Raw genomic sequence first — 23,546 nt, 5'->3', positions numbered from 1 at the left:
TATATTGAGGACCCTTTTTATATCTGTAAGAGAGATTATCCTGTTTCACAAATTCGTTCCAGCCTTTCCCTGTCAAGAATTTCAAGATACCTGCCTTCCAAAGAAATGATTTTATCGTCCTTAAATTCCTTAATAACACGCGAAAGACTTTCTACCGACATCACAGTTATTTCAGCAAGATCTTTTCGCGACAACGCCATCTCAAAGTAGTTGCTCTTGTATAAACGGTCAGACAAACATAAAAGAATATCTGCCAATCTTCCACTTGCCTGTTTTTGGGTCAAACAAAAGAGGCGTCCATAACCGCGAATGGTATTTTCGTTTAAGCGTGCAATTAATTTTGATGCGAATCCAGGGTTCTGCTCAATGATTTTACTTATGGTATTCATTTCGAAAAGACACACGGTAGTATTTTCGTAGGCAACAGCTGTGTAGTGAAAAACACTATTACCGAAAAGAGACTGTAATCCGATCATATAACCATCTTTTTCAATGGTCAAAATGATGTTTTTATTATGGCCTCCTTCGATATACAATTTCACAAATCCACTCTTAATATAAATCAAATGTGAGGCTAGCATTCCTTGCTTACAAATTATTTCTCCTTTCTTAAAAGTGACTTCAAAGCGTCCTTGATCGATTAAAACTAATTCTTTTTCAGATAGTTCTTTGAAGCATGCAGATTTACTAACGCATTCTTTGCAACATGTTGTTTTTACTGGCATTGCCATAGTAAGGGAGATTTAGGTTGTTGTATCTAGTCCTGTAAATATATACAAATTTAGAGTATAAATACGTGTCAAATGTCAGCAAAAAACATGTAATAGATCAAGAAAACACCTTTCTGGAGTCAAATTATTTGTTTCAAATTACCAATTCTGGATTGAGGGATTGGGGTATGATTTTCTAAAATTCGATTAAGGAAACCAGTAATATTGTAATAGAGAAATAAATCTTTATTTGTGCTTGCTCAACTTGGATCAAAAGTAGTCCATTCATAGTCTACTTTTTTTGTCAGAAGGTTTGCAAACGTTGTAAGAGGGCGCAAAGGTAATAATTCTTAATAAAATGTTGCAGTTTTTAAACTTAAATATCGAATCTATGAAAACAATCAAGGCTTTTTTCTTTATCTGCCTTATTGCTCTTGTAGGATGTAACAGTAATTCTAACAATCCTGTTAAATCATATGAGAGTGTTGATGAAATGGTAGCTGATATCCGTAAGGATATTACAGAGATATCAGTGGCAGATTTTCATTCACTTATGAATAGTGAAGATCCATATGTACTATTGGATGTTCGTCTTCCTAAGGAACATGATAAAGGTTTCATACCTGGTTCTGTTTCCATTCCACGCGGTGTTCTTGAATTCAGAATCGGAAGCGAAAAGGTATGGGATGAGGAGGGACTTTATGTGCCAGAAAAAGAGGAATTACTTATTCTTTATTGTAAGAAAAGTAACCGTAGTCCTTTGGCTGCATTGCGTTTACAGCAATTGGGATATAAAAATGTAAAGGTAATAAGTGGAGGTTGGCAAGGCTGGCATGAAGCTCATCCTGAAATCAGCGAAGATAATATCGAAGAAGGTGGGATGGAATATGCAGCCGCAGCGGAAGAAGATTCCGGTGGATGCTAAACTTGAACTATCTAACCTGAAATATAACCTAAACTATTACAAACCTAAACTATTGAGTCATGAAAAAATTAATGAAGTATTTCTTTATTTTTACATTGGTGCCGACACTATTTCTGACCTCTTGTAAGGAAGAAAATGATGTATACACCCCAGAACCAGGTCCTGATCTATCAGAAAATTTTTTAATATTAAAGGATTATATGGTTGCTAATGACCTTGATCTTCCAGATGTTTTAAATGGTTGGATCGTGGGTGCACCGGCACAGGCTGATTTGGCTACTTTCCTTAGTACTTATGATATTATCGATATTCGATCGGCAGATGCATATGCCGCTGGGCATATTGAAGGTGCAGTTAATTCTTCATTAGATAATATTCTAAACACTGCGGCTAATACGACTAAACCTATTTTGGTTGCCTGTTATACAGGACAAACAGCTTCTCATGCAGTAGTTGCACTTCGTTTGAGTGGTTACACTGATGCGAAAGTTTTAAAATGGGGTATGAGCGGTTGGAACTCAAGTTTATCAGGACCTTGGGCAAGCAATTCAGGTGCTGAAAATGGTGCGGTTGCTGAAGGAAATGCAAATTGGGTTACTTCTCCAGTTGCAACTAACCAAGTTTTCAATTACCCTGGTTTTAACACAACAGCTACCACTGGTGCTGCAATTCTTGAAGAAAGAGTAAATGCAATGATCATTGGAGGTTTTAAAGGAGTTAGTGCTTCTGATGTTTTAACTACTCCATCTAATTATTTCATTAATAATTATTGGGCAGAAGCTGATGTTGATCATTACGGACATATTGCTGGAGCACATAGAATTCTACCTTTAAGCCTTGAAAATAACGAAATTGAAAGTCTAGATCCAGATGCAACAATATGTACTTACTGCTGGACAGGTCAAACTTCATCCATGGTTACTGCTTATTTAAATGTAATTGGGTATAATGCGGTTTCATTGAAATTTGGTACAAATGGTATGATTTATCCATCACTTGAGAGCCATCAATTTGTTGCTCCTACTGTTGATTTGCCTTTGGTTACTTCTGATGTTGTGGAAACCAATGCTTTTGAAACATTATCAGATTACTTGGTTGCAAATGATCTTGATTTACCAGATGTTTTAACTGATTGGATTACAGGAGCTCCTGCTGAGGCTGATTTAAGTGCTTTCCTTTCAACTTACGATATTATTGATATTCGTTCTGCAGATTCATACAATGCGGGCCATATTGAAGGTGCAATTAATTCTACTTTAGCAAATATTGTATCAGATGCAGCCAGTACAACTAAACCAATCTTGGTTGCATGCTATACAGGTCAAACAGCTGCTCATGCAGTAGTTGCACTTCGTTTAAGCGGATACACTAATGCTAAGGTATTAAAATGGGGAATGAGTGGATGGAATTCAACATTGTCCGGATCATGGGAAAGTAATTCAGGAGCTACCAATGGTGCAGCGGCCGAAGGACATTCCAATTGGGTGACTTCTGCTGTAGAGAGCAACCAAACTTTCGATTATCCAACTTTATCAACTTCAGCTACTACTGGTGCCGCAATTCTTCAGGAAAGAGTAACAGCCATGACAACAAACGGTTTTAAAGGAGTAAATGCTTCGGATGTATTAACATCTCCATCAAACTATTTTATTAATAACTATTGGGCAGAAGCTGATGTTACCAAATATGGTCATATTGCTGGAGCACACAGAATTCTACCTTTAAGTTTGGAAAATGGTGAGATGGCAAATCTTGATTCAAGTGCTCAAATTTGTACCTATTGTTGGACCGGTCAAACTTCTTCGATGGTTACAGCTTACTTAAATGTACTTGGTTATGATGCTGTATCATTAAAGTTTGGTTCTAACGGTATGATTTATCCATCATTAGAGAGTCATCAATTTGTTACTCCAACAACCGATTTACCTCTGGTTAACTAGCACAGGAACAAGATATATTCATACAACTAACCGAATAGGGAATTGTATCGATGAATTATGAAATACAATTCCCAAAACCTAAAAAAAAGATAATCATGAAAAAATTATATACATTACTATTTGCAGTTGCTTTTTGTATTCCTATGCTGGTAAATGCACAAGGATGTGACGAGCCGTCAGGTGAGGGAGTTAACGTTTTTGGTTTTATTCAGCCGAGATATCAATACAGCGAAAAGGCAGCTAACAATGATACCAATACTTTTGATTTTAATAGAGCTAGAATTGGTGTAATGGGCAAAATTCCTTACGATATCAGTTACTATGTAGTTTTGGAAGCAAGTCCTGATAATCAGAGACATGATGGGGATGCTTATTTGTTGGATGCGTTTGTAACTTATTCGCGTTATGATTTTGCTCGATTGACAATGGGATCATTCAAATCTCCAATCTCGCTTGAATTAAATACAGCTTGCCGTAAATTACATACAATTAACCGTTCTAGAGTGGTTGAGCAATTAGCATCTCCTGATCGTGATCGTGGTATTATGGTGATGGGTGGTGCTGATACTACTTTGTTTCAGTACAGTTTTGCTATAACTAACGGTACTGGCTTATTTGCGAAAGATGACAATAAAGAGAAGGATTATGCAGCTCGAGTTGTTTTAAATCCGCACAAAAACTTTAAGCTAGGGGCTAGTTACTTGTATGGAGAATCAGCATCGGCTACAGCAGGTATGCCTGATGATGAAAAAACAAGATGGGGAGCTGATCTTCAGTACAAGAACGGAGGATTTATGTTTCAGGCAGAATATCTATATGGTAAAGATGTAGGTTCTTATACAACTGGTGGTGGATGTGGCGAAGAATTGGAAGTTCACCAAGGCAGTATTAAGCGTGATGGTGGTTTCATCATGGGTATGTATAAGTTCAAGAACAATCTTCAACCAGTGTTAAAAATTGAATACTACGATTCAGATAAAGATATGGGTAACAATACAGAGTTCTGTACTACATATGGGGTGAATTATTGGTTAAATGATTGGACTAAGATTCAGGCAAACTACGTTTATCGTGCAGAAAGAGCTGATGAAATTGATAACGATATTTTCATGTTACAGGTAACTGTGAATTTTTAATAATTAGTTTTGGGAGTCGTTCTGACTCCCATAGTAATACTCCCAAAAAGACAAGATTATGAAAAAAATGATATTACTAGCATTTGTTTGTTTTTTAGGCATTCAAATGACATTTGCTCAGGATGTAATTTCTGTTAAAGAATTTCTTAAAATTAAGAATGATGATAATGTAGTACTTGTGAGTACACGTAAAGCTACTGATTACGCTAAAGTTCATATTGAAGGGGCAATTCATGTAAATCATAAGGATCTTTATAAAGCTGAACCAAAAAGTACATTAAAATCAACCGCTGAGATAGCTAAAATTTTTGGTGATAAAGGCATCAGTAATACCAATACAATTGTTTTGTATGATAACGGATCTGGGAAATACTCAGGACGTATATACTGGATTTTGAAATATTTAGGTGCAAAAGATGTGAAGATTCTTGATGGACATATGAAAGCCTGGAGAATGGCTCGTAAGCCTGTAACCAAGAATCCTGTTAAAAGAAAAGCAACAACTTTTAATGTTGCTGTGAATAAAGCGGCTATTGCGGATATTGTACAGGTGAAAAAAGCATCAAATTCTTCAGCTGCTGTTATTATTGATGTTCGATCAGCTGACGAATATAAGGGAATTAAGGAATCAAAATTACCTCAAGGTCATATACCAAATGCTATTAACCTTGAATTTAAAAAGGTTATGGATACCAAAAGCATGCTAAAGTCTAAAGAAGAGTTACAAGCTTTATTTAATACTGCTGGAGTTACTAAGGATAAGGAAGTTATTTTATACTGTGAGTCAAGTGTTCGCGCTGGCGTGGTTTACATGGCATTAAAATCGGCTTTGGGTTATCCAAATGTAAAAGTATATGATGGCGCTCTATTTGAGTGGACCGCTACTGAAACTGTTCAAAAGTAGTTTCTTTTCATAAATTTAATTCATGCCCTTCGAAGGCGGAGGGTGTGAGTTTAAGTTATTCTGCAACTACATACACATTGATCAAAATTGCAGCAGTTTTAAATCCTGTTGAAAGTTGAAAGACTCAACGAAATTAAAACAAACAGGTGTTTGTTCTAACAGCATCAGTTCAATTATAAAACAACAACCTGATGAACAAGTCGAGAAGAGAATTTATTAAGTTATCCGCAATTGGAGCAGGAGGATTGGTATTGGCTAATCCGCTTTTAAATGCCATGATTGGGCAAGTAAATGCAGCTGAACCAATGGATGCTTCGAAAATAAAGCGCTTCCCAACATACTGCGAAGTTTGTTTCTGGAAGTGTGCCGGTTGGGTTTACACCGATGAAAAAGGTGAAATCTGGAAAATTGAAGGAAATGAGGATGATCCACATTCTAACGGAAGGTTCTGTCCTCGTGGTACTGGAGGTATAGGAATGTACAATGATCCTGATCGTTTGAAAACTCCTTTAATGCGAGTTGAAGAAAATGGAAAACAAACTTTTAAGGAAGTTAGCTGGGACAAGGCTTTCCGTTTTATCGCAGAAAAAATGAATAAAATTAAGGAAGAAAGCGGACCAGAAAGTCTTGCCTTGTTCAAGCATGGATCAGGTGGTGCACATTTTGGAAAACTTTTTAAAGCTTTTGGTTCCAAAAACATTACAGCTCCTTCTTATGCCCAATGTCGTGGTCCACGAGAAGTTGGGTTCAATACAACATTCGGATCAAATATTAACTCTCCAGAACCAGTTGACCTTGAGAATACTAAATGCTTGGTGTTAATTGGAAATCATATTGGAGAGAATATGCACAATTCCCACGTGCAGGAAATGTCGAAAGCCATCGACCGCGGTGCTACCATCATTACTGTAGATCCACGATTATCCACAGCAGCAAGTAAATCGAAATATTGGTTGCCAATAAAACCTGCAACTGATATCGCCTTACTACTTGCATGGATGAATGTTATTGTAAGCGAAGAATTATACGATAAGAACTATATAGCGCAATATGCTTACGGCTTGGAAGATTTGCAAGCTCATGTTGCCGATAAAACGCCTGAGTGGGCAGAAAAAATTACAACCATTAGTGCTGATGTAATAAGACAAACAGCACGCGAAATGGCATTTCATGCTCCTGCAACTTTAATTCATCCGGGACGACACGTAACTTGGTACGGCGATGATACACAAAGATTAAGAGCAATGGCTATGCTGAATGCCTTGTTAGGATCATGGGGAAGAAAAGGAGGATTTTATTTCCCTGAAAAAGCAAAAGTACCTTCCTATCCACATCCAGGATATCCACCTGTAAATTGGACTTGGAAAGATCATTTGGATGGTACATATGCATTGGCTGATTCATCTATAGCTAATGTATTTGTTGATATGTCTCATCCTGATAATGAATCGGATTACAAGATTAAAGGTTGGTTTGTTGTGGGTACGAATTTAATTTCAACAATCCCTAATACCCAGAGAACCTTAGAGGCAATTCAGAACCTTGATTTATTGGTGGTAGTAGATACAATGCCTATGGAAATTACAGGTTATGCAGACATTATCTTGCCTGAATGTACCTATTTGGAGCGTTACGATGATATGAGAGTATCGCCAAACAGATTCCCAAATGTGGCGGTAAGAGTGCCAGCTGTTAAGCCAAAATATCTATCAAAACCATCGGATTGGATTGTTAGAAAACTAGCTAAGAAATTAAAACTATCAAAACATTTCAATTACGAAAGTTATAGCGAAGTAATCGACTGGCAACTAAAACAAATGGGGTCTTCACTAGCAGAAATGAAAGAAAAGGGTGTTCTGAAAATGGAACGCAAGACTCCAATGTTTATTGAAGAGGGCGATTATCACGAGTTTGGTACATCTACAGGAATGATTGAACTGTATTCGTTGGATTTGGAAATGGAAGGTTTTGATCCTATTCCAAACTACACGCCACATCCCGAACCACCACAAGGATTTTACCGCTTGAATTATGGTAGAGCTCCAATGCATACCTTTGGAAGAACAGCTAATAATCCAAACTTGAATGAATTGATGAGTGAGAATTGTCTTTGGGTAAATCCATTTGTTGCAGCTGATAATAATTTGGAGAATGGGCAGGAAGTTTGGTTGAAAAATCAGGATGGTGTAGTTTCTGATTTTCCTATTAAAGTTCGAATTACGGAACGAATAGGAAAAGATAATGTCTATATGGTTCATGGATTTGGTAGAGCCAACAAGAAACTAAAGAGATCATTTGGGAGAGGAATTAGTGATACGCAATTGGTGACTAATGTGATGGTAGATCCAATTATGGGAGGAACGGGAATGCGTGGCAACTTTGTAAGTTTTGTAACTGATAAACCAGAAAGCGAGGTAATATCATGAGATATGCAATGGTAATTGATACAAAAAAATGTGTTGGCTGTAGCGATTGTGTTGTAGCATGCCAAAACGAAAATCGTGTGCCAATTGGGTATTGTCGCGACTGGGTGATTGAGAATGCAAAGGGTACATTTCCAAATGTAAGCATCGAATTAAGATCAGAGCGTTGTAACCACTGTGAAAACTCTCCTTGTGTAAGATGTTGTCCAACCGGAGCAAGTCATTACGAAGAGGGAGGGGTGGTAAAAGTAACTCGCCATGAATGTATTGGTTGCGGAGCCTGCGTTCAGTCTTGTCCTTACGATGCTCGCTATTCTCATCCCGATGGGTTTGTTGATAAATGTACTTTTTGCCATCACAGGTTACAAGAAGGAAAACTACCTTCTTGTGTATCCGTTTGTCCAACTGAATGCATGTACTTTGGCGATTTGGATGATAAGGAAAGCAAAGTATATCAATTGTTACAAAACAGAGATTGGAAAGTATTGGCTCCCGAAGTGGGAACAAAGCCACATGTTTATTATCTGATCTAAAGATATTCAAGATAATGTTGATCAGCCCAATTAAGTTGGTTTTGTATGGTGGTTGGTTGGCAGGTTTTAACAAGTTCAAGTTTTATAACGGATTCCGTTTGTCAGGATTCTTTTGCGCTGGGGTAATTCTGATGAACGGAATCTAAAAACAATCAAATTATGAACGAAGAAATTATTTTAAGTGGAAGAATGAATCCTAAAATAGATCCTACTTTGGGAATTTGGGGATGGGAAATTCCATTGTATTTGTTTTTAGGTGGTTTGGCCGCAGGAATCTTATTCTTTGCTGCACTTTACACCATTTTAGGTAGAGAAAAAGAACTTCCAACTGCCGTTAGGAAAGCTACCTTTATAGTACCAGCAATTTTAGTAATTGGTTTATTCGCCCTATTCCTCGATTTAAAGAACAAATTGTATTTCTGGCAATTGTATACCACTATCCGATTAGAATCTCCAATGTCATGGGGAGCTTGGGTATTGATGTTGGTTACACCATTATCAATTGTTTGGAGTGTTGCCTACTGGAGAGATTTGGTGCCAAATTGGAAATTTAAAGTGGAATGGCTCGAGTTTGTTGAAAAGCAGGTAAATAAATATCGTAAGCCATTGGCTTGGATGATGATTGTATCATCTGTAATTCTTGGGATTTACACGGGTATTTTATTGTCAGCATTTAATGCAAGACCGTTGTGGAATACCTCTATTTTGGGGCCTTTGTTTTTGGTTTCAGGTTTATCCACAGGAGCAGCAGTTATCATGTGGATGTCAAAGAATCATTTGGAGAGAACATGGTTTAGTAAAATTGATTTAATATTGATTGGGATAGAAATCTTTTTTATCATTCACTTGTTTATGGGATTTTTAGCGAGTAATGCTGCTCAAATCGAAGCTGCACAATTGTTTCTTGGTGGTGTCTACACTTTGCCTTTTTGGGGTGGAGTAGTAGTGCTGGGCCTATTGGGTCCAGCTATTCTTGAAATTCTAGAGCTAAGAGGGAAGAAAGTTCCGGTAGCACTACCTGCATTCTTAATTCTTTTGGGAGGAATGATTTTCCGATTTATTATGGTTGATGCAGGTCAATTAAGTAAATATCTATATTAAAGTTAGAATTTAAATTAAGTTTTAGGAAACTAGAACGGTTTAATCAAGTTAATGACAATGGGTGCATGTATATGTATCCATTGTTTTTTTTGAAAAAAGCACATTTCTGTCGTAACTTAGGTAAAAACCGATTTTTTTCATCTAAATGATTGTTGTTATGGCTTCTAAAAATAAATTACCAAAGGATGTTGAGAAAAGGAGGGAGATATTAAACACCGCCTTAGGGATTTTTGTGCAGGAGGGGTATTTTGCTGCAAAAGGAGCAAAAATTGCAAAGGCTGCAGGGATTTCAGAAGAACAACTATTCTCTTACTTTAAGACCAAGGAAGATTTACTTCATACCATTGTTGATGAAGCTGTTCATATATTATACGATGGTTTGGACCCAAATGAAGATGGAGACCTTCAGGAAGTGGAATTGCTATTCTTTATAGATGATTACTTTGATTCTATTGAGAAGAATTTAAAATTTTTTAAGCTGTTTTACGCTTTGCGTTGGCAGCCAGGGGTTTTACCTTTGTATCAGCAAGAGTTAGATGAAATTGTAAGTTTGAAATTTGATGTGTTGATTGAATATTTCGACAAGAATGGAGCTGCCGATCCGGATATGGAAACAGAATTCTTGACTTCTATGTTGGATGGCATTGCTATGAATTTTGTATTGGAACCCGAAGGATATCCGATTGATGCCATGCAGCAGAAGGTTTTGAATATGTATATCACCAAAGCAGAGTTCGAGGAATGAATCAATTAAGAATTATCATTAATGGATATAAAAAAAACCGATTCACATTGTGAATCGGTTTTTATATTGAATATCGCTAAATGCGATTTTTATTTTAATCCTCTCTTGATTAAAAGAGCATCTTCATTTGGTTCAGCACCTCTGAATCGCTTGTACAATTCCATTGGATCTTCAGTACCACCTCTGGATAATACATTATCGCGGAATAATTTAGCTGTTTGCTTATCGAATAAGCTAGTTTCTTTAAATGCCTGGAAAGCATCAGAATCAAGAACGCCAGCCCAGATGTAAGCGTAATAACCAGCTGAGTAACCACCAGCAAAAATGTGGTTAAAGTAGGTTGAACGATATCTTGAATAGATTTCAGGAATCAAACCTAATCCTTCCAAGTAGTTCTTTTCGAAAGTCATTACATCTTCAGTCATTGGCTCAGTTAAGGTATGATATTTCATATCTAACATTGATGCAGCCAAATATTCAACAGTAGCAAATCCTTGGTTGAATTTACCAGCGTTTTGAATTTTCTTAACCAATTCAGCAGGAATTACTTCACCAGTTTGGTAATGCTTTGCATAGATTGCTAACATTTCAGGCTCGAAGCACCAATTTTCCATTACTTGAGAAGGAAGCTCTACGAAATCACGAGATACAGAAGTACCTGACAAGTAGTTGTATTTACACTTAGAAAGGAATCCGTGAAGAGCGTGACCAAACTCGTGGAATAATGTTTCAACTTCGTCTGGAGTCAACAATGCTGGAGTATCACCTACAGGCTTTGTGAAGTTACAAATGTTCATGATAATTGGAGTAACTTCCTTATCGGTACCGAAGCCTGATTGCTTACGGAATGAGCTCATCCAAGCACCACCGCGCTTAGATGCACGTGGGTGATAATCTAAATAGAAAATACCAATGTGAGATCCATCAGCTTCCTGTAATTCGAATACTTGGTTTTCAGGGTTGAATTTAGCAATATCGTTTCGAGGAATGAATTTGATTCCATACAATTTGTTCGCTAAAGCAAATGCACCATCACGAACGTTATTGATTTCGAAATATGGCTTTAATTCTTCTTCATCCAAGTTATATTTAGCTTTCTTCACTTTATCAGCATAGTACCACCAGTCCCAAGAAGCTAGCTTAAACTTACCACCTTCTTTGTTGATGATTTTTTGCATTTCCTTCACTTCTTTTTTAGCGTTTGGAAGAGCGGCAGTCCAAAGTTTGTTCAATAATTTGAACGCATTTTCTGGGTTTTTAGCCATGTTTCTTTCCAAGATGTATTCAGCGTGGTTATTGTAACCAAATAGCTTAGCACGTTCGATTCGAAGGTTTACAATTTTCTTTGCAATCTCTTTGTTGTCGTACTCGTTGTTGTTGTTACCACGGTTTACATATCCCATGTACAATTCCTTACGAAGATCACGATTGTCAGCATACTGTAAGAAAGGTAACATGCTTGGTTTTTGAGTTGTGAAAACCCATTTTCCTTCCTTACCAGCAGCTTTTGCAGTTTCAGCAGCAGCAGCAACAACACCAGCAGGAAGACCAGCAAGATCTTTTTCGTTGTCGATAACTAGTTCGAAATTATTTGTTTCGTTCAATACATTTTCGCCAAACTGAAGAGTCAAAGAAGAAAGTTCTTCATCGATCTTACGCAATTGATCTTTCTTGTCAGCAGGAAGGTTAGCACCTCCGCGAACAAATCCTTGATAGATTTTATCTAGCATGGTTTGCTCTTCAACAGAAAGTTCTAATTGATCTTTTTGCTCATAAACGGCCTTAATTCTTTTGAATAAGTTCTCATTTAAGCTAATGTCGGCACTATACTTGGTAGTAAGTGGAGATAATTTTTTAGCCAAAGCAGCAATAGAATCGTTGTTTTCCGATCCTTTAATGTTGTAGAATACATTTCCTACTTTATCAAGCAAAGCACCCGATTTTTCGTATGCTAAAATTGTGTTTTCGAAAGTTGGAGCTTCTTTGCTATTTGCAATTGCCTCAATTTCTGCACGACCTTCTTCCATACCCTTCATGAAAGCAGGCTCGAAATGTTCGAATTTAATTAAATCAAACGGAGGAGTTTGATGAGGAGTGTTGTACTCAGCAAAAAACGGATTGTCAGTCTTTTGCTCACTTTTTTTTCCATCGCAGGCTGTAAATGCCATACCTGCTACAAGTAAATAAAGGAACGTCTTTTTCACTTTGTTAGGTTTAGTGTTAATATTAAAATTGTTTGATCGCCAAAATAGTAAAAACTTACATTCTGGCGATGTATTTTTCACGATTTCGTAACATGTTTTATGCAATGATTAAAGATCAATTAGCAATGAATAATGTGTAATTAATAATTGATAGCCTAAAGGTTGTCTCTTTAGTAATTGTATTAAAACAGATTTTACAGGAAATCAATGTAATATTTATAATTAGATCCTAATGGTGTGAATAATAAATCGATTCTTATATAGTCTTGTTTATCATTCATTACTCATTGATAATTGCCAATTTTCTATTTCAGTCCTTTTTTCAAGTTAAAGCTGGTTGATGGCTGTACTTGTTTCGATTGCTGGAAGTTTTTCATCAGTCTTTTAAAAGTGTTTGATGATACTTTCTCATTGCTTAGGTCAATCAAAAATCTTCTGAATCCTTCTTTAGATAAATTGTTTTTCTGTTGCATCCAGGTAACAGGGTGTTTTGGATAAATAATGGTCATTCCGTCGCGCAATTCCTTGTGATATTCACCTTGCATATCATCAATTAATTCGTCGTTTACCGTTTTTACAGGCATACGAGAATAGAATAGCTGCGGGTAGAAGTATACCGGAACAATTCCAAAGCGATCATTGCTCTTCAGTAAGTTTTCCAGGTCATTCTCTTGCGGGTGACAGAACAAGTTGATTTTTTCATCACGTAAGTGAGCAATTGCAGCATCGTTAAACAGGTATACATTTTCGTTGCAAGAAATGCGAGCTTTGTTTGGAAGCAAAAGTTTTTGCGAAAGATGACTCAGCATAAAGTTTTGATAGCCACTTAGCATAGCCTTTTTACATATCTGTTTGTAGAAATCCAAGTCTTTTTCCTGAATGAACTTAGGTAATTCAATAATTATCTTGTGTGCATTTTTTTGAAGAAATGGAACATCCCATTTTAATTCCTCCCATTCCGATTTTTTAAGGTTAAGAATTAAATAGTTGACCTCATTTAAGTTTACTTTACGCAACCAGGCCAAGGAATCAATTCGAACATAGATTTGTTCTTTTTGAGGAATATTCTTTTTTCCCAATGAGTTTAGGATTTTAGCCTTTTCGGTTCTGTGCATGCTAGCTTTTAGAGGTTTTCCTTCTTCTTTGAACTTGTTAGGAAACTTTTCCTGCATCATTCCAGCCAAATACACTTGATCGCCTTTGTCAGCTACAATATTTCCGATTTCAATTTGATAAGTACCTTTGCTTAATTCCTTAAACTCTTTGACCTTAATGGCTTTTTGTGGCTCACCATTTTTTTGTTTGAATCTGATTCTATTTCCAATTTGTATGTCATGAGAAGAGGTGAAAATTACCATGTTTCTATTTCTCTTTTCAACAGTACCAATCAGGATTCCAGTATTTGTATTCTCCGTAATGGCTTTGTTTACATTTCCAGCAAGAAAATAACCAGTTTTTTCACGACCCATATCATAGGCCAAAATTTCTTTGGCTGTTTTCAAGTCGTTATTATCAATTACTTTTCTATAAGCTCTTGATACATTATATACAAACTCTGCTGGTTTTAATCGACCTTCAATTTTAATGGATTCTACACCCATTTTCATAAGCTCAGGCAATACTTCTACTGCTTGATTGTCTTTTAGACTAAAGACATAACTCTTCTCATTTCCTGTTTCATAAAATCTGCGACAAGGTTGAGCGCACAAACCTCTATTGGCACCACTTCCACCAAGAAAACTACTAAATAAACACATGCCGGAGAAGGAATAGCATAATGCACCATGCATAAATATCTCTAATTCAATATCAGATTTCTTACGAATTTCTTTCAATTCAGGAAGAGTTAATTCTCTTGCCATTACAACTCTTTCGAAATCTTTGCTTTTACAGTAAATTGCTCCCAAGGAATTGTGATGAGCCATTTGTGTACTTGCATGTATGGTAATTTTAGGAAAGTGTTTTTTTACCAAGTAGTAAACACCCCAATCTTGAATGATTATGGCATCAACTCCGGTTTTTTGGATTAGATTTAAGGTATCCAGCAAATCGGGTAATTCTTCATTCTTAATTACCGTATTCAAAGTTAGATAAACCTTGATGTCATTTTTCCTTGCAATTTTAATTAATGCCAGTAATTGTGAGCTTGTAAAGTTTGATGCTCTCCCGCGGGCATTAAATTGACGTAATCCCAGGTATACAGCATCAGCTCCACCTTTTACGGCAGCATGAAACATTTCAGGATTCCCAACAGGTAGTAATAATTCAGGTTTATTCATTCTTCAATAATTTGTTCTGCTTGCAAAGATAAAACTGATAATTGGGCTTAGCGAGTTTTAGGCATAAAAAATACCGCTCTTTTGAGAAAGAACGGCTGTAAAAATGATAATAAACCTTATGGGGATTGAAATTAGTTGTTTAATAAAATGTGTGTGGTTTAGTTTAATTTGTGATGGGAGAATTTTCCATTGCATTTAAACCATTCTCTTTCAGACTTTCTTTTATCACTTTTAGGGCTAAAACTTAAATAAAAAGCTACCCATAACACGAATAAAACAATTGCAACTGGAGTTGAACGATTAAAGTAAATGCCTTTGAAATTATATAGAATTGCTTTGTGAGGATTATCGGGATCAAACAGTATGATAAATTTTTTCCCAAGTGGATATTCAACATTTTCCAATCCTTTTATATGGTAGGTTTTAGCATTAACTTCATATTGAATGATGGAGTAAAAAGAATAGAGTTGTCCCATATTGTCCTTACTGGTTTTAATAACGACTCCTTCAGTTTTATTCCCATTCAATAGCAATCTCCAATTGCTGTAAATTGGAATGAGCAGTATTAATGCAGTAATAATCAAGAATCGAAAACCAGTAATTTTCATGAATTAAGAACAATTTCAGTTTCCATAAATGTAATGAATTTTAAGTAATAAAAAAGGCCGCCAAATTCTGACGACCTTAGTATTTTATCTATTTTGAATTATTGCGGATAATTCAAATTTTCTTCCGTAAGATTAGAAAGTACTTCTTTTCTGTATTTATCTGATTCCCATTTTGCAATGGTTAGATCGTGGCTAACGTAGTTGCCACATTCAATTTTGTTGGTTCCAGGAATCTCACCTTCGAAATCAGCCATAAAATCGAACATTTCTTTGGTAACATCGATAATGTCTTCTGATTTTAAATCACCATGGAAAATAATGTAAAATCCAGTTCTACATCCCATAGGACCAAAATATACAGTCTTGTCTGACCATTTTTTATTGTTTCTTAAAAAAGTTGCACCAAGATGTTCCATGGTATGCATTGCAGGAATATCCATTGCAGGCTCCTGATTGGCCAATTTGGTTCTGATATCGAATGTTGTGATGGTTTCATCACCAAATCGATCTTTTCTTGATACGTAAATACCTCTTTTCAATTTATTGTGATCAACCGTAAAGCTATCTATCTTTTCCATATTTTTTTATTTATACTATTTTGCTAATTCTTTGGTCATTTCAACAACCATATTTGCTGAGTTTACAGCAGCTGTTTCAACAAATTCTTCATACTCGATTGCATTCTCTTGTCCTGCAATATCCGAAATTGATCTGATAACTACAAAAGGAACTTTGAATTGAAAGCAAGTTTGAGCGATTGCAGCTCCTTCCATTTCCACAGCTTCGGCAGAAGGGAAGGTATCTTTAATTTTTTTAGTGGTTTCAGGATTGTTCATAAACTGATCGCCTGTAAGAATTGTTGCCTTCTTGGTTTTTACATCAATCAATTTATGGATGCATTTATCAGCCAGATCGATTAATTTTTCATCAGCTGCAAAGCTCGCAGGCATTCCAGGAACCTGACCGGTTTTGTATCCAAAAACTGTACAGTCCATATCGTGATGAATCAATTCTTTTGAGATTACAATATCACCAACTTTTAAATCGCCAGGAAATCCTCCTGCAGCACCGGTGTTTATTACAAAATCAGGAGAGTAGTTGTCGATCATGATGGCCGCACCAATTGCTGCATTTACCTTTCCAATGCCTGATTGTAACAGAACAATATCATTTCCGTTTAGCTTTCCGGTATAGAAAACAAAACCACCTTTTTTTTGTTCATTTTTATCCGACAATAGTGCTCGAAGTCTTACAACCTCAATTTCCATTGCCCCAATAATACCTATTTTCATGGATACAGTATAAAGTTCAAAGTTTGAAGAATAAAGTTCTAATGCCTTTATAGTTCGATTTATTCATAGCTTACAAAGTTATAAACAATTCGTGTTTTTTTATCTTTCGATATTTAATAAAAGTAGATATTACCTGAAATTATGGACATTGCTCATGATAGCTTAGTAGTATTAGATAATTTAATTAAATTTAGATTTTTAATTAAAAATAATTATTAGAGTATGACCTTAAAGCAGCTTGAATATGCTTTGGCTTTGCAAAAATTAGGCGGATATGGTAAGGTTGCCAAGTTTATGGGGGTGTCGCAACCTGCTGTTAGCTTGCAAATACAAGCATTGGAAGAAGAACTGGGTATTAAGCTCTTCGATAGAAGTAAGAAACAGGTGGAACCCACTACAAATGGGAATCTTTTTCTGGAAAAAGCACAATTGTTGATTACAGAATCGAAGCACCTGGAAGATTTTGCCGTGAATTTATCTGAAGATATTCAGGGGGAACTTTGCTTGGGAATCATACCAACCCTTTCGCCATATTTGGTGCCTTTGTTTGTGGATGAACTCAATCAGCGATATCCGAAATTGAAACTCACGGTTAAGGAAATGATAACCGATGAGGTTTTACAAGGAGTGAAGGATGGTAGTTTGCATGGAGGAATCATTTCAACTCCAATTCAATTGAAGAGCAATCTGGAAGTTTGCCCGATTTTCTATGAAAAGTTCTATTTGTATGTATCCGATAAGCATGATTTGTTTACTAAAGATGAAATTGGCATTGATGAGTTAGATCATGAAAGCATTTGGATGCTTAAGGAAGGGAATTGTTTTATGGATCAGGTTACAAACATCTGTTCATTAAACAGAAAAGAGGAGAATGAACTGGTTTATGAAAGCAATAATATTGATGCCTTACGAAGAATCGTGGAATACAAAGGTGGAATTACTTTTGTTCCTGAGTTGGCAACATTAATGATTCCATCCGATCAGGAGGACTTGCTCAAAGATATCAAGGGAAGCGATAAGGTAAGAGAAATCAGTTTGATTCAACTGAAAAGTGAGGTGCGAAAGAACCTTTTGAACTCGGTAATAGGTACCATTAAGGATTGTATACCAAAACAGATGCTAAATAAAGAGAATAAGGAGGTGGTAAAAACAAATTTTATAGAACAATGATTGCCAAGACATTTAAAACACCATATTATGCTGTAATTTTCTCATCAGTAAGGGAAGAAGGAGACAAGGGCTATTCTGAAATGGCCGATGCAATGATAGAGTTGGCTCATACGCAAGCCGGATTTCTGGGAGTAGAATCCGCCAGGAATGAATTGGGCATAACGGTTTCTTATTGGGAGAGTTTAGATGCAATTCAAAAATGGCAGGAACATCCGGCGCATACAATTGCCCAGAAAAGAGGAAAAGAAGAGTGGTATAAGAAATATGCCGTTCGTATCTGTAGAGTGGATTCTGATTACTTTTTTGAGAAATAAGGCTTACCTTCGAATTAATCCAATTAACCAGATTAACAGAACGGCTCCTATTGTTGAGGCGACAAGTAAACCAAAAAAGCCAGGCATATGGATGTGGAGATGATCCAAAATGCTTCCTCCAATGAAGGCTCCAATGATTCCCACGATCATGTTGACTAGAAGTCCCTGGCCTTTTCCTTTAACGATGATACTGCCCAGCCAGCCGGCAATGATTCCAATGATAATAAAGAGAATGTAGTTCATAATGTTGCGTATTGGTTTTTATTAAGATACGAAAAAATATGTAAGTTCATTTATTCAGGTAGGAACTGACATGCTTTGTCTTCAAGCCAGAAGGCTTGTTTTTTATCCTCAAGCCGGTTTGGCTTTTCATTTTTGGGTTATTCGCTATCATTCATGAGATCCAATTTGTTACGGTAGACTCGAAGCAAAAAGGTCAAGCCAATCAGATACAGCTTGCCATTCCATGGTTATGGTGTGTGCCGATTTGCTCCCGATCAAAATGTCTCTTTTAGATGGAATTGGATTTCTCCCATTCAGGGGAGATCCCGATAGGGAGAGGGGTGTTGTAATAGTGTTGTTTTGTCTTTAAGCCAGACAGGCTGTTCTTATCCTCAAGCCGGATAGGCTGTTCTTTTATCATTGCTATAAAAGAACCAAAAGATCTAGACGTCAAAAATATAGTTACCCATAACGACTTAAAGTCTAAACAGAATAATATTCACTCGTACCTCGTTCATGGGATTCTGTTCTTAACGACTTTTTCATCTATGGGTCCCAACAAATTTTTGAATGTCACTGTTACTGCAATAAATGAGTGATGTTTTAAATGAATTTTGCCTGAAGGGCAAATATCATATAGCCCAGGGGAAGGGAATTGTAGTGACCGCCACCCTGGGTTATTGTGTTTTAAATGTAATTGTCGCAATAGGGATTGGTGTTTTGTGTGGATTGCTTATTGCGACGGCTAATGGATTGGTTTGTCTTATCTTCAAGCCAGACGGGCTGTTCTTTTATCATTGCTATAAAAGAACCAAAAGATCTAGACGTCAAAAATATAGTTACCCATAACGACTTAAAGTCTAAACAGAATAATATTCCTTCGTTCCTCAGTCATGGAAATCTGTTCTTAACGACTTTTTCATCTATGGGTCCCAACAAATTTTTGAATGTCACTGTTACTGCAATAAATGAGTGATGTTTTAAATGAATTTTGCCTGAAGGGCAAATATCATATAGCCCAGGGGAAGGGAATGGTAATGACCGCCACCCTGGGTTAGTGTGTTTAAAATGTAATCGTCGCAATTGGGAATGTTGTTTTGTGTGGTGTGTTTATTGCGACGGAGAATGGATTGGTTTGTTTTCGAGCTGTTAATTTTCTCTTAAATGAGAAGGGTTTTGTGTGTTTGATTTGTGATGCTTTGTTTTTTCATTAACTTCAAATGAGTATTAAGCTTAATGAAATTTGTAATGGAAGATAAAAAAGATATCCTATTGGATAATGACATACTTGTAAACAAATCTCCAATTTTAAATCAGGGCACACCTGAGGAAAAAAGGACGGAGATTTTAAGATACTTTCAGCTTACCTGGGAGCTGGATAATAGATTGTACGACAGCCTAAAGAGTGAAGAGGCATTTTATATGAGGGCTGATCCGCTTCGCCATCCTTTGATATTTTACATTGGACATACGGCTACCTTTTTCATCAACAAATTGATTCTGGCGGGAATTCTAAATGAGAGATTGAACCCCAAGTTTGAATCGATGTTTGCGGTTGGTGTAGATGAAATGTCGTGGGACGATTTGAATGAACAACATTACGACTGGCCTAAGCTGGAGGATGTAAGGCAATATCGCAGGCAAGTGAAGCAGATCATCGAAAATTTGATTCTTGAACTTCCCCTGCAGATGCCAATCAATTGGGAATCTCAATTCTGGGTAATCTTGATGGGGATTGAACATCAACGAATTCACATAGAGACCTCATCAGTCTTGATCAGGCAACTGCCTATTGATGAGGTTCAGCAAATTGATTTGTTTGAAAGCTGTACAGAGAGAGGTTTGGCTCCTGAAAATGTACTGCAAAAAGTAGAGGCAGGAAAGGTGAGCATAGGAAAGGATCGTGATGATGCCCTTTATGGCTGGGACAATGAATTTGGAAGCTTTAAATCTGAAATTAAATCTTTTAATGCTTCGAAGTATTTGGTTTCGAATCAGGAGTTTAAAGGATTTGTGGATGATGATGGCTATGGAAACGAAAAATGGTGGACCGAAGAGGGTTGGGCCTGGGTGCAATACAAGAAATGTAGCTTCCCGTTCTTTTGGTTGAAGGATGGAGAGCAGTGGAAGCTTCGTTTGATGAGCGAGGAGATTGAAATGCCCTGGAATTGGCCAGTGGAAGTAAATTATTTGGAGGCCAAGGCTTTTTGCAACTGGAAATCGGCGCAAGAGGGAAAGAAACTGAGAATGCCGACCGAAGCGGAATATTATCGTCTTTACGATAGCGTGCGAATTCCGGATCAACCGGAATGGAAGCAAGCGCCTGGAAATATCAATCTGGAACATTATGCGTCACCTTGTCCGGTAGACCAATTCGAATCTGCTGGTTTTTACGATGTGGTGGGGAATGTGTGGCAATGGACCGAAATGCCAATCTCAGGATTGGATGGTTTTGAAGTGCATCCTTTCTATGATGATTTTTCGACTCCTACTTTTGATGCCAAGCACAACCTGATAAAAGGGGGATCGTGGATCTCGACAGGGAACCTTGCGATACGAGATTCGCGTTACGCTTTTCGTCGTCATTTCTTTCAGCATGCAGGGTTCCGATATATTGAATCGGAAGAGGAGGTGGAAATCAAATCGGATTATTATGAAACCGATGAGCTGGTGTCGCAATATTGTGAGTTCCAGTACGGACAAATGTACTTTGGCGTAGAAAATTATGCGCTTTCGTGTATTGATTTGATCAAAAGCCATATAAAGGATGTGAAAAGAAGTTATGCTTTAGATTTGGGATGTGCAACCGGACGCATGACTTTCGAACTGGCAAAGTATTTTGATCGTGTTACGGGGCTTGATTTTTCGGCTCGCTTCATTCGAATTGGCACACAGCTTAAAGAGAGTGGGAAATTGAATTACATCCGACAAGAGGAGGGGCAACTGAATTCATACCGGGAATTTAAATTGAGCGACTTTGGTTTGGATCAATATCGTGATAAGGTAGAATTTTACCAGGCTGATGCTTGTAACTTGAAGAGCTTGTACACGGGTTACGATTTGGTTTTTGCAGGAAACTTGCTGGACAGACTGTATGATCCGAAGAAATTCCTGAAAGAGATTGCCAATAGAATCAACAAGGATGGTTTGTTGGTGTTGACTTCTCCTTATACCTGGTTAGAAGAGTTTACCGAAGTGGAAAACTGGATTGGTGGCTTCAGAAAGGATGGTGAGCCTTATTCAACTCTTCAAGGTTTAAAGGATATTTTATCTGATCAGTTTGAGATGCTGGAAGAACCCAAAGATGTGCCTTTTGTGATTCGGGAAACATCGCGTAAGTTTCAGCATACGGTAGCGGAAATGACGGTTTGGAGAAAGAAGTGATTAGCGATGAGCAATGAATAATTGGGAAAAGGAGTGTAATGTTTTGTCTTATCCTCTGGCTGGATGGGCTATTCTGTTTAATCATCATCTTCGCCTATGGGTGCCCCACTTGCGTTGCTCATACCGAACTGGTTTGAATCGGGATTGTGATAAATTGGTGATGGTTCTTAATTGAAGGGATTGTTATTTGGTGGGTTTGCCTGAAGGGCAAATATCATATAGCCCAGGGGAAGGGAGTGATAATGACCGCTGCCCTGGGTTAATGAGTTTGATTTGGAATCGTCGCAAGTGGGAGTGTTGTTTTGTGTGGGGTGTTTATTGCGACGGATAGAATGGCTTGTTATTGTCTTCTTGCCAGACGGGATGTTTTTTTTCCTCAAGCCGGATGGGCTATTCTTTTGTCATTACCACAAAAGAATTAAAAAGTCTAGGTGTAAGCACTCGGTGACCCATTACGGCTCAATGATGAAAAGAAATAATAGTTGCGTTCGTACCTCACTTCACAGAATTTCTTTTTAGTCATCATCTTCGCCTATGGGTGCCCCACCTGCGTTGCTCATACCGAACTGGTTTGAATCGGGATTGTGATAAATTGGTGATGGTTCTTAATTGAAGGGATTGTTATTTGGTAGGTTTGCCTGAAGGGCAAATATCATATAGCCCAGGGGAAGGGAGTGATAATGACCGCCACCCTGGGTTAATGAGTTTGATTTGGAATCGTCGCAAGTGGGGGTGTTATTTTGTGTGGGTTGTTTATTGCGACGGTTAAAATGGTTTGTTTTGTCTTCAAGCCGGATGAGAAGAAATGTGCTGTACTTTATTCTTCGTTCTCAGTTATGACTTCTTCAGCTTCGCCGGACCAATAATGAACAGGAGCTTCTAATTTTTTAGATATTAATTCTTGTATGTCTGGTCTAACAGTCATTTGCCCTTTCATAATAGCTTGGAAGACTGGTTTTGTTAGAGGAAGGGATTCAGTCAGATCATGAAATAAAAGACCTAGCTTTCTTAGTCGTGTTTTTAGGATATCAGGATAAACCAACCTGTGTTGATCTATTGAAGTTTCGAAGACTTGATTGGCATTACAAAAGCGTACTTGCTCAGGGAGTTGATTCCCACAGTTGGGGCAGTAGTTTAGCGCTTCTAATATTAGATGGTTACATGAAGTGCACTTGTGTTGTGTTAGGTAATGCTTTTCAGCTGATTTTAGTTTGTAATCTTTTGTGAAATCAGGTTCAGTGATAATAGGAAGTGACTTTTCTTCATCCTTATGGTTTTGCTCCCATTTATTTTTGAATGAGTAGTGAGGATCTTGTGTTTTCTCAATGATTTTATGAAAATCGAACTCGAATATTTCTGTTAGTACTAAAATGCTGTATTCATCTATTCTTTTCACCCCGGAAAAAATGGAGTGAGCTCTTAATTCGCTTACTCTTAATTTTTCGAAAATTTGTTCAAAACTAAGGTTTTTTGCCTTCATGGCTTCTTCGAAGACTTCAGGAATAATGTAATATTTTGTCATTGTATTTGTTGAATATTTTGATTAAAAATAACAATAATAATTCGAAATAGAATGAGAATTAGGATAAATTGTTGTTTGTGGTAATAATGTTTTGTTAATATTGGATTTGATGAAAAAGCTAAGATAAATACCCG

The 23,546-nt window shown here is 37.1% G+C and carries 19 protein-coding genes; 11 read left to right on the top strand and 8 right to left on the bottom strand.

The window, feature by feature from the left end; all coding sequences use genetic code 11:
* Window positions 1-35 precede the first annotated feature (35 nt).
* Window positions 36-731: a Crp/Fnr family transcriptional regulator gene (locus ACKPCA_RS07060; protein WP_321282165.1), complete on the bottom strand. Its 696-nt coding sequence runs from the start codon at window positions 729-731 to the stop codon at window positions 36-38.
* A 370-nt stretch (window positions 732-1,101) separates the two neighbouring features.
* On the opposite strand from ACKPCA_RS07060, the gene ACKPCA_RS07055 reads away from it, so the two are divergent.
* The 8 genes from ACKPCA_RS07055 (at window position 1,102) to ACKPCA_RS07020 (ending at window position 10,417) form a co-directional block, all read left to right on the top strand.
* Window positions 1,102-1,635 carry a rhodanese-like domain-containing protein gene (locus ACKPCA_RS07055; RefSeq protein WP_321282164.1) on the top strand — a complete coding sequence of 178 codons (534 nt, stop codon included), beginning with the start codon at window positions 1,102-1,104 and terminating at the stop codon, window positions 1,633-1,635.
* A gap of 59 nt (window positions 1,636-1,694) precedes the next feature.
* Window positions 1,695-3,575 (top strand): rhodanese-like domain-containing protein, encoded by a 1,881-nt coding sequence (locus ACKPCA_RS07050; protein ID WP_321282163.1) that lies wholly within the window; start codon window positions 1,695-1,697, stop codon window positions 3,573-3,575.
* A gap of 95 nt (window positions 3,576-3,670) precedes the next feature.
* Window positions 3,671-4,711: a porin gene (locus tag ACKPCA_RS07045; protein ID WP_321282161.1), complete on the top strand. Its 1,041-nt coding sequence runs from the start codon at window positions 3,671-3,673 to the stop codon at window positions 4,709-4,711.
* A 58-nt stretch (window positions 4,712-4,769) separates the two neighbouring features.
* Entirely contained in the window at window positions 4,770-5,615 is an 846-nt protein-coding gene (locus ACKPCA_RS07040; RefSeq protein ID WP_321282160.1) for a sulfurtransferase, read from the top strand.
* Between the two features lie 191 nt (window positions 5,616-5,806).
* Window positions 5,807-8,041, top strand: a complete 2,235-nt coding sequence (locus ACKPCA_RS07035; protein WP_321282159.1) for a molybdopterin-containing oxidoreductase family protein — start codon at window positions 5,807-5,809, stop codon at window positions 8,039-8,041.
* Window positions 8,038-8,571: a 4Fe-4S dicluster domain-containing protein gene (locus ACKPCA_RS07030; protein ID WP_054722164.1), complete on the top strand. Its 534-nt coding sequence runs from the start codon at window positions 8,038-8,040 to the stop codon at window positions 8,569-8,571. The genes ACKPCA_RS07035 and ACKPCA_RS07030 overlap by 4 nt, the downstream gene beginning before the upstream one ends.
* 159 nt (window positions 8,572-8,730) lie before the next feature.
* Window positions 8,731-9,672 (top strand): NrfD/PsrC family molybdoenzyme membrane anchor subunit, encoded by a 942-nt coding sequence (gene nrfD / locus ACKPCA_RS07025; protein ID WP_321282157.1) that lies wholly within the window; start codon window positions 8,731-8,733, stop codon window positions 9,670-9,672.
* Between the two features lie 157 nt (window positions 9,673-9,829).
* Entirely contained in the window at window positions 9,830-10,417 is a 588-nt protein-coding gene (locus ACKPCA_RS07020; protein WP_321282155.1) for a TetR/AcrR family transcriptional regulator, read from the top strand.
* A gap of 89 nt (window positions 10,418-10,506) precedes the next feature.
* On the opposite strand, the gene ACKPCA_RS07015 is transcribed toward ACKPCA_RS07020, so the two are convergent.
* The 5 genes from ACKPCA_RS07015 to mtnN all read right to left on the bottom strand — a co-directional run bounded on the left by ACKPCA_RS07015 (window position 10,507) and on the right by mtnN (window position 16,800).
* Window positions 10,507-12,621 carry a M3 family metallopeptidase gene (locus ACKPCA_RS07015; protein ID WP_321282153.1) on the bottom strand — a complete coding sequence of 705 codons (2,115 nt, stop codon included), beginning with the start codon at window positions 12,619-12,621 and terminating at the stop codon, window positions 10,507-10,509.
* 305 nt (window positions 12,622-12,926) lie between these two features.
* Window positions 12,927-14,900 (bottom strand): peptidase U32 family protein, encoded by a 1,974-nt coding sequence (locus ACKPCA_RS07010; RefSeq protein WP_321282151.1) that lies wholly within the window; start codon window positions 14,898-14,900, stop codon window positions 12,927-12,929.
* 158 nt (window positions 14,901-15,058) lie between these two features.
* Window positions 15,059-15,508: a DUF3592 domain-containing protein gene (locus ACKPCA_RS07005; protein ID WP_321282149.1), complete on the bottom strand. Its 450-nt coding sequence runs from the start codon at window positions 15,506-15,508 to the stop codon at window positions 15,059-15,061.
* 98 nt (window positions 15,509-15,606) lie between these two features.
* Window positions 15,607-16,086: an S-ribosylhomocysteine lyase gene (locus ACKPCA_RS07000; RefSeq protein WP_321282148.1), complete on the bottom strand. Its 480-nt coding sequence runs from the start codon at window positions 16,084-16,086 to the stop codon at window positions 15,607-15,609.
* A gap of 15 nt (window positions 16,087-16,101) precedes the next feature.
* Window positions 16,102-16,800, bottom strand: a complete 699-nt coding sequence (gene mtnN, locus ACKPCA_RS06995) for a 5'-methylthioadenosine/S-adenosylhomocysteine nucleosidase (RefSeq protein ID WP_321282147.1) — start codon at window positions 16,798-16,800, stop codon at window positions 16,102-16,104.
* A 222-nt stretch (window positions 16,801-17,022) separates the two neighbouring features.
* Here mtnN and ACKPCA_RS06990 point away from each other — a divergent pair, with 222 nt between their 5' ends.
* Window positions 17,023-17,970, top strand: coding sequence for a hydrogen peroxide-inducible genes activator (locus ACKPCA_RS06990; RefSeq protein WP_321282146.1), 948 nt, complete (start codon window positions 17,023-17,025; stop codon window positions 17,968-17,970).
* Window positions 17,967-18,284 carry an antibiotic biosynthesis monooxygenase family protein gene (locus tag ACKPCA_RS06985; protein WP_321282144.1) on the top strand — a complete coding sequence of 106 codons (318 nt, stop codon included), beginning with the start codon at window positions 17,967-17,969 and terminating at the stop codon, window positions 18,282-18,284. The genes ACKPCA_RS06990 and ACKPCA_RS06985 overlap by 4 nt, the downstream gene beginning before the upstream one ends.
* A 3-nt stretch (window positions 18,285-18,287) precedes the next feature.
* On the opposite strand, the gene ACKPCA_RS06980 is transcribed toward ACKPCA_RS06985, so the two are convergent.
* Window positions 18,288-18,527, bottom strand: a complete 240-nt coding sequence (locus ACKPCA_RS06980) for a GlsB/YeaQ/YmgE family stress response membrane protein (RefSeq protein ID WP_321282143.1) — start codon at window positions 18,525-18,527, stop codon at window positions 18,288-18,290.
* A gap of 1,227 nt (window positions 18,528-19,754) precedes the next feature.
* On the opposite strand from ACKPCA_RS06980, the gene ovoA reads away from it, so the two are divergent.
* The gene (gene ovoA / locus ACKPCA_RS06975; protein WP_321282141.1) at window positions 19,755-21,890 is read left to right on the top strand and encodes a 5-histidylcysteine sulfoxide synthase; all 2,136 of its coding nucleotides are present in this window, start codon (window positions 19,755-19,757) and stop codon (window positions 21,888-21,890) included.
* An 817-nt stretch (window positions 21,891-22,707) separates the two neighbouring features.
* Here the strand turns inward: ovoA and ACKPCA_RS06970 are convergent.
* Window positions 22,708-23,412: a zinc ribbon domain-containing protein gene (locus ACKPCA_RS06970; protein ID WP_321282139.1), complete on the bottom strand. Its 705-nt coding sequence runs from the start codon at window positions 23,410-23,412 to the stop codon at window positions 22,708-22,710.
* Between the last annotated feature and the right edge of the window lie 134 nt (window positions 23,413-23,546).

Source organism: Marinifilum fragile (assembly GCF_963677365.1).
In the GTDB taxonomy this organism is placed as follows: Bacteria; Bacteroidota; Bacteroidia; order Bacteroidales; family Marinifilaceae; genus Marinifilum; species Marinifilum fragile.
Note: the sequence above shows the minus strand (reverse complement) of the source record. Positions and strands in the feature narration are given on the sequence as shown.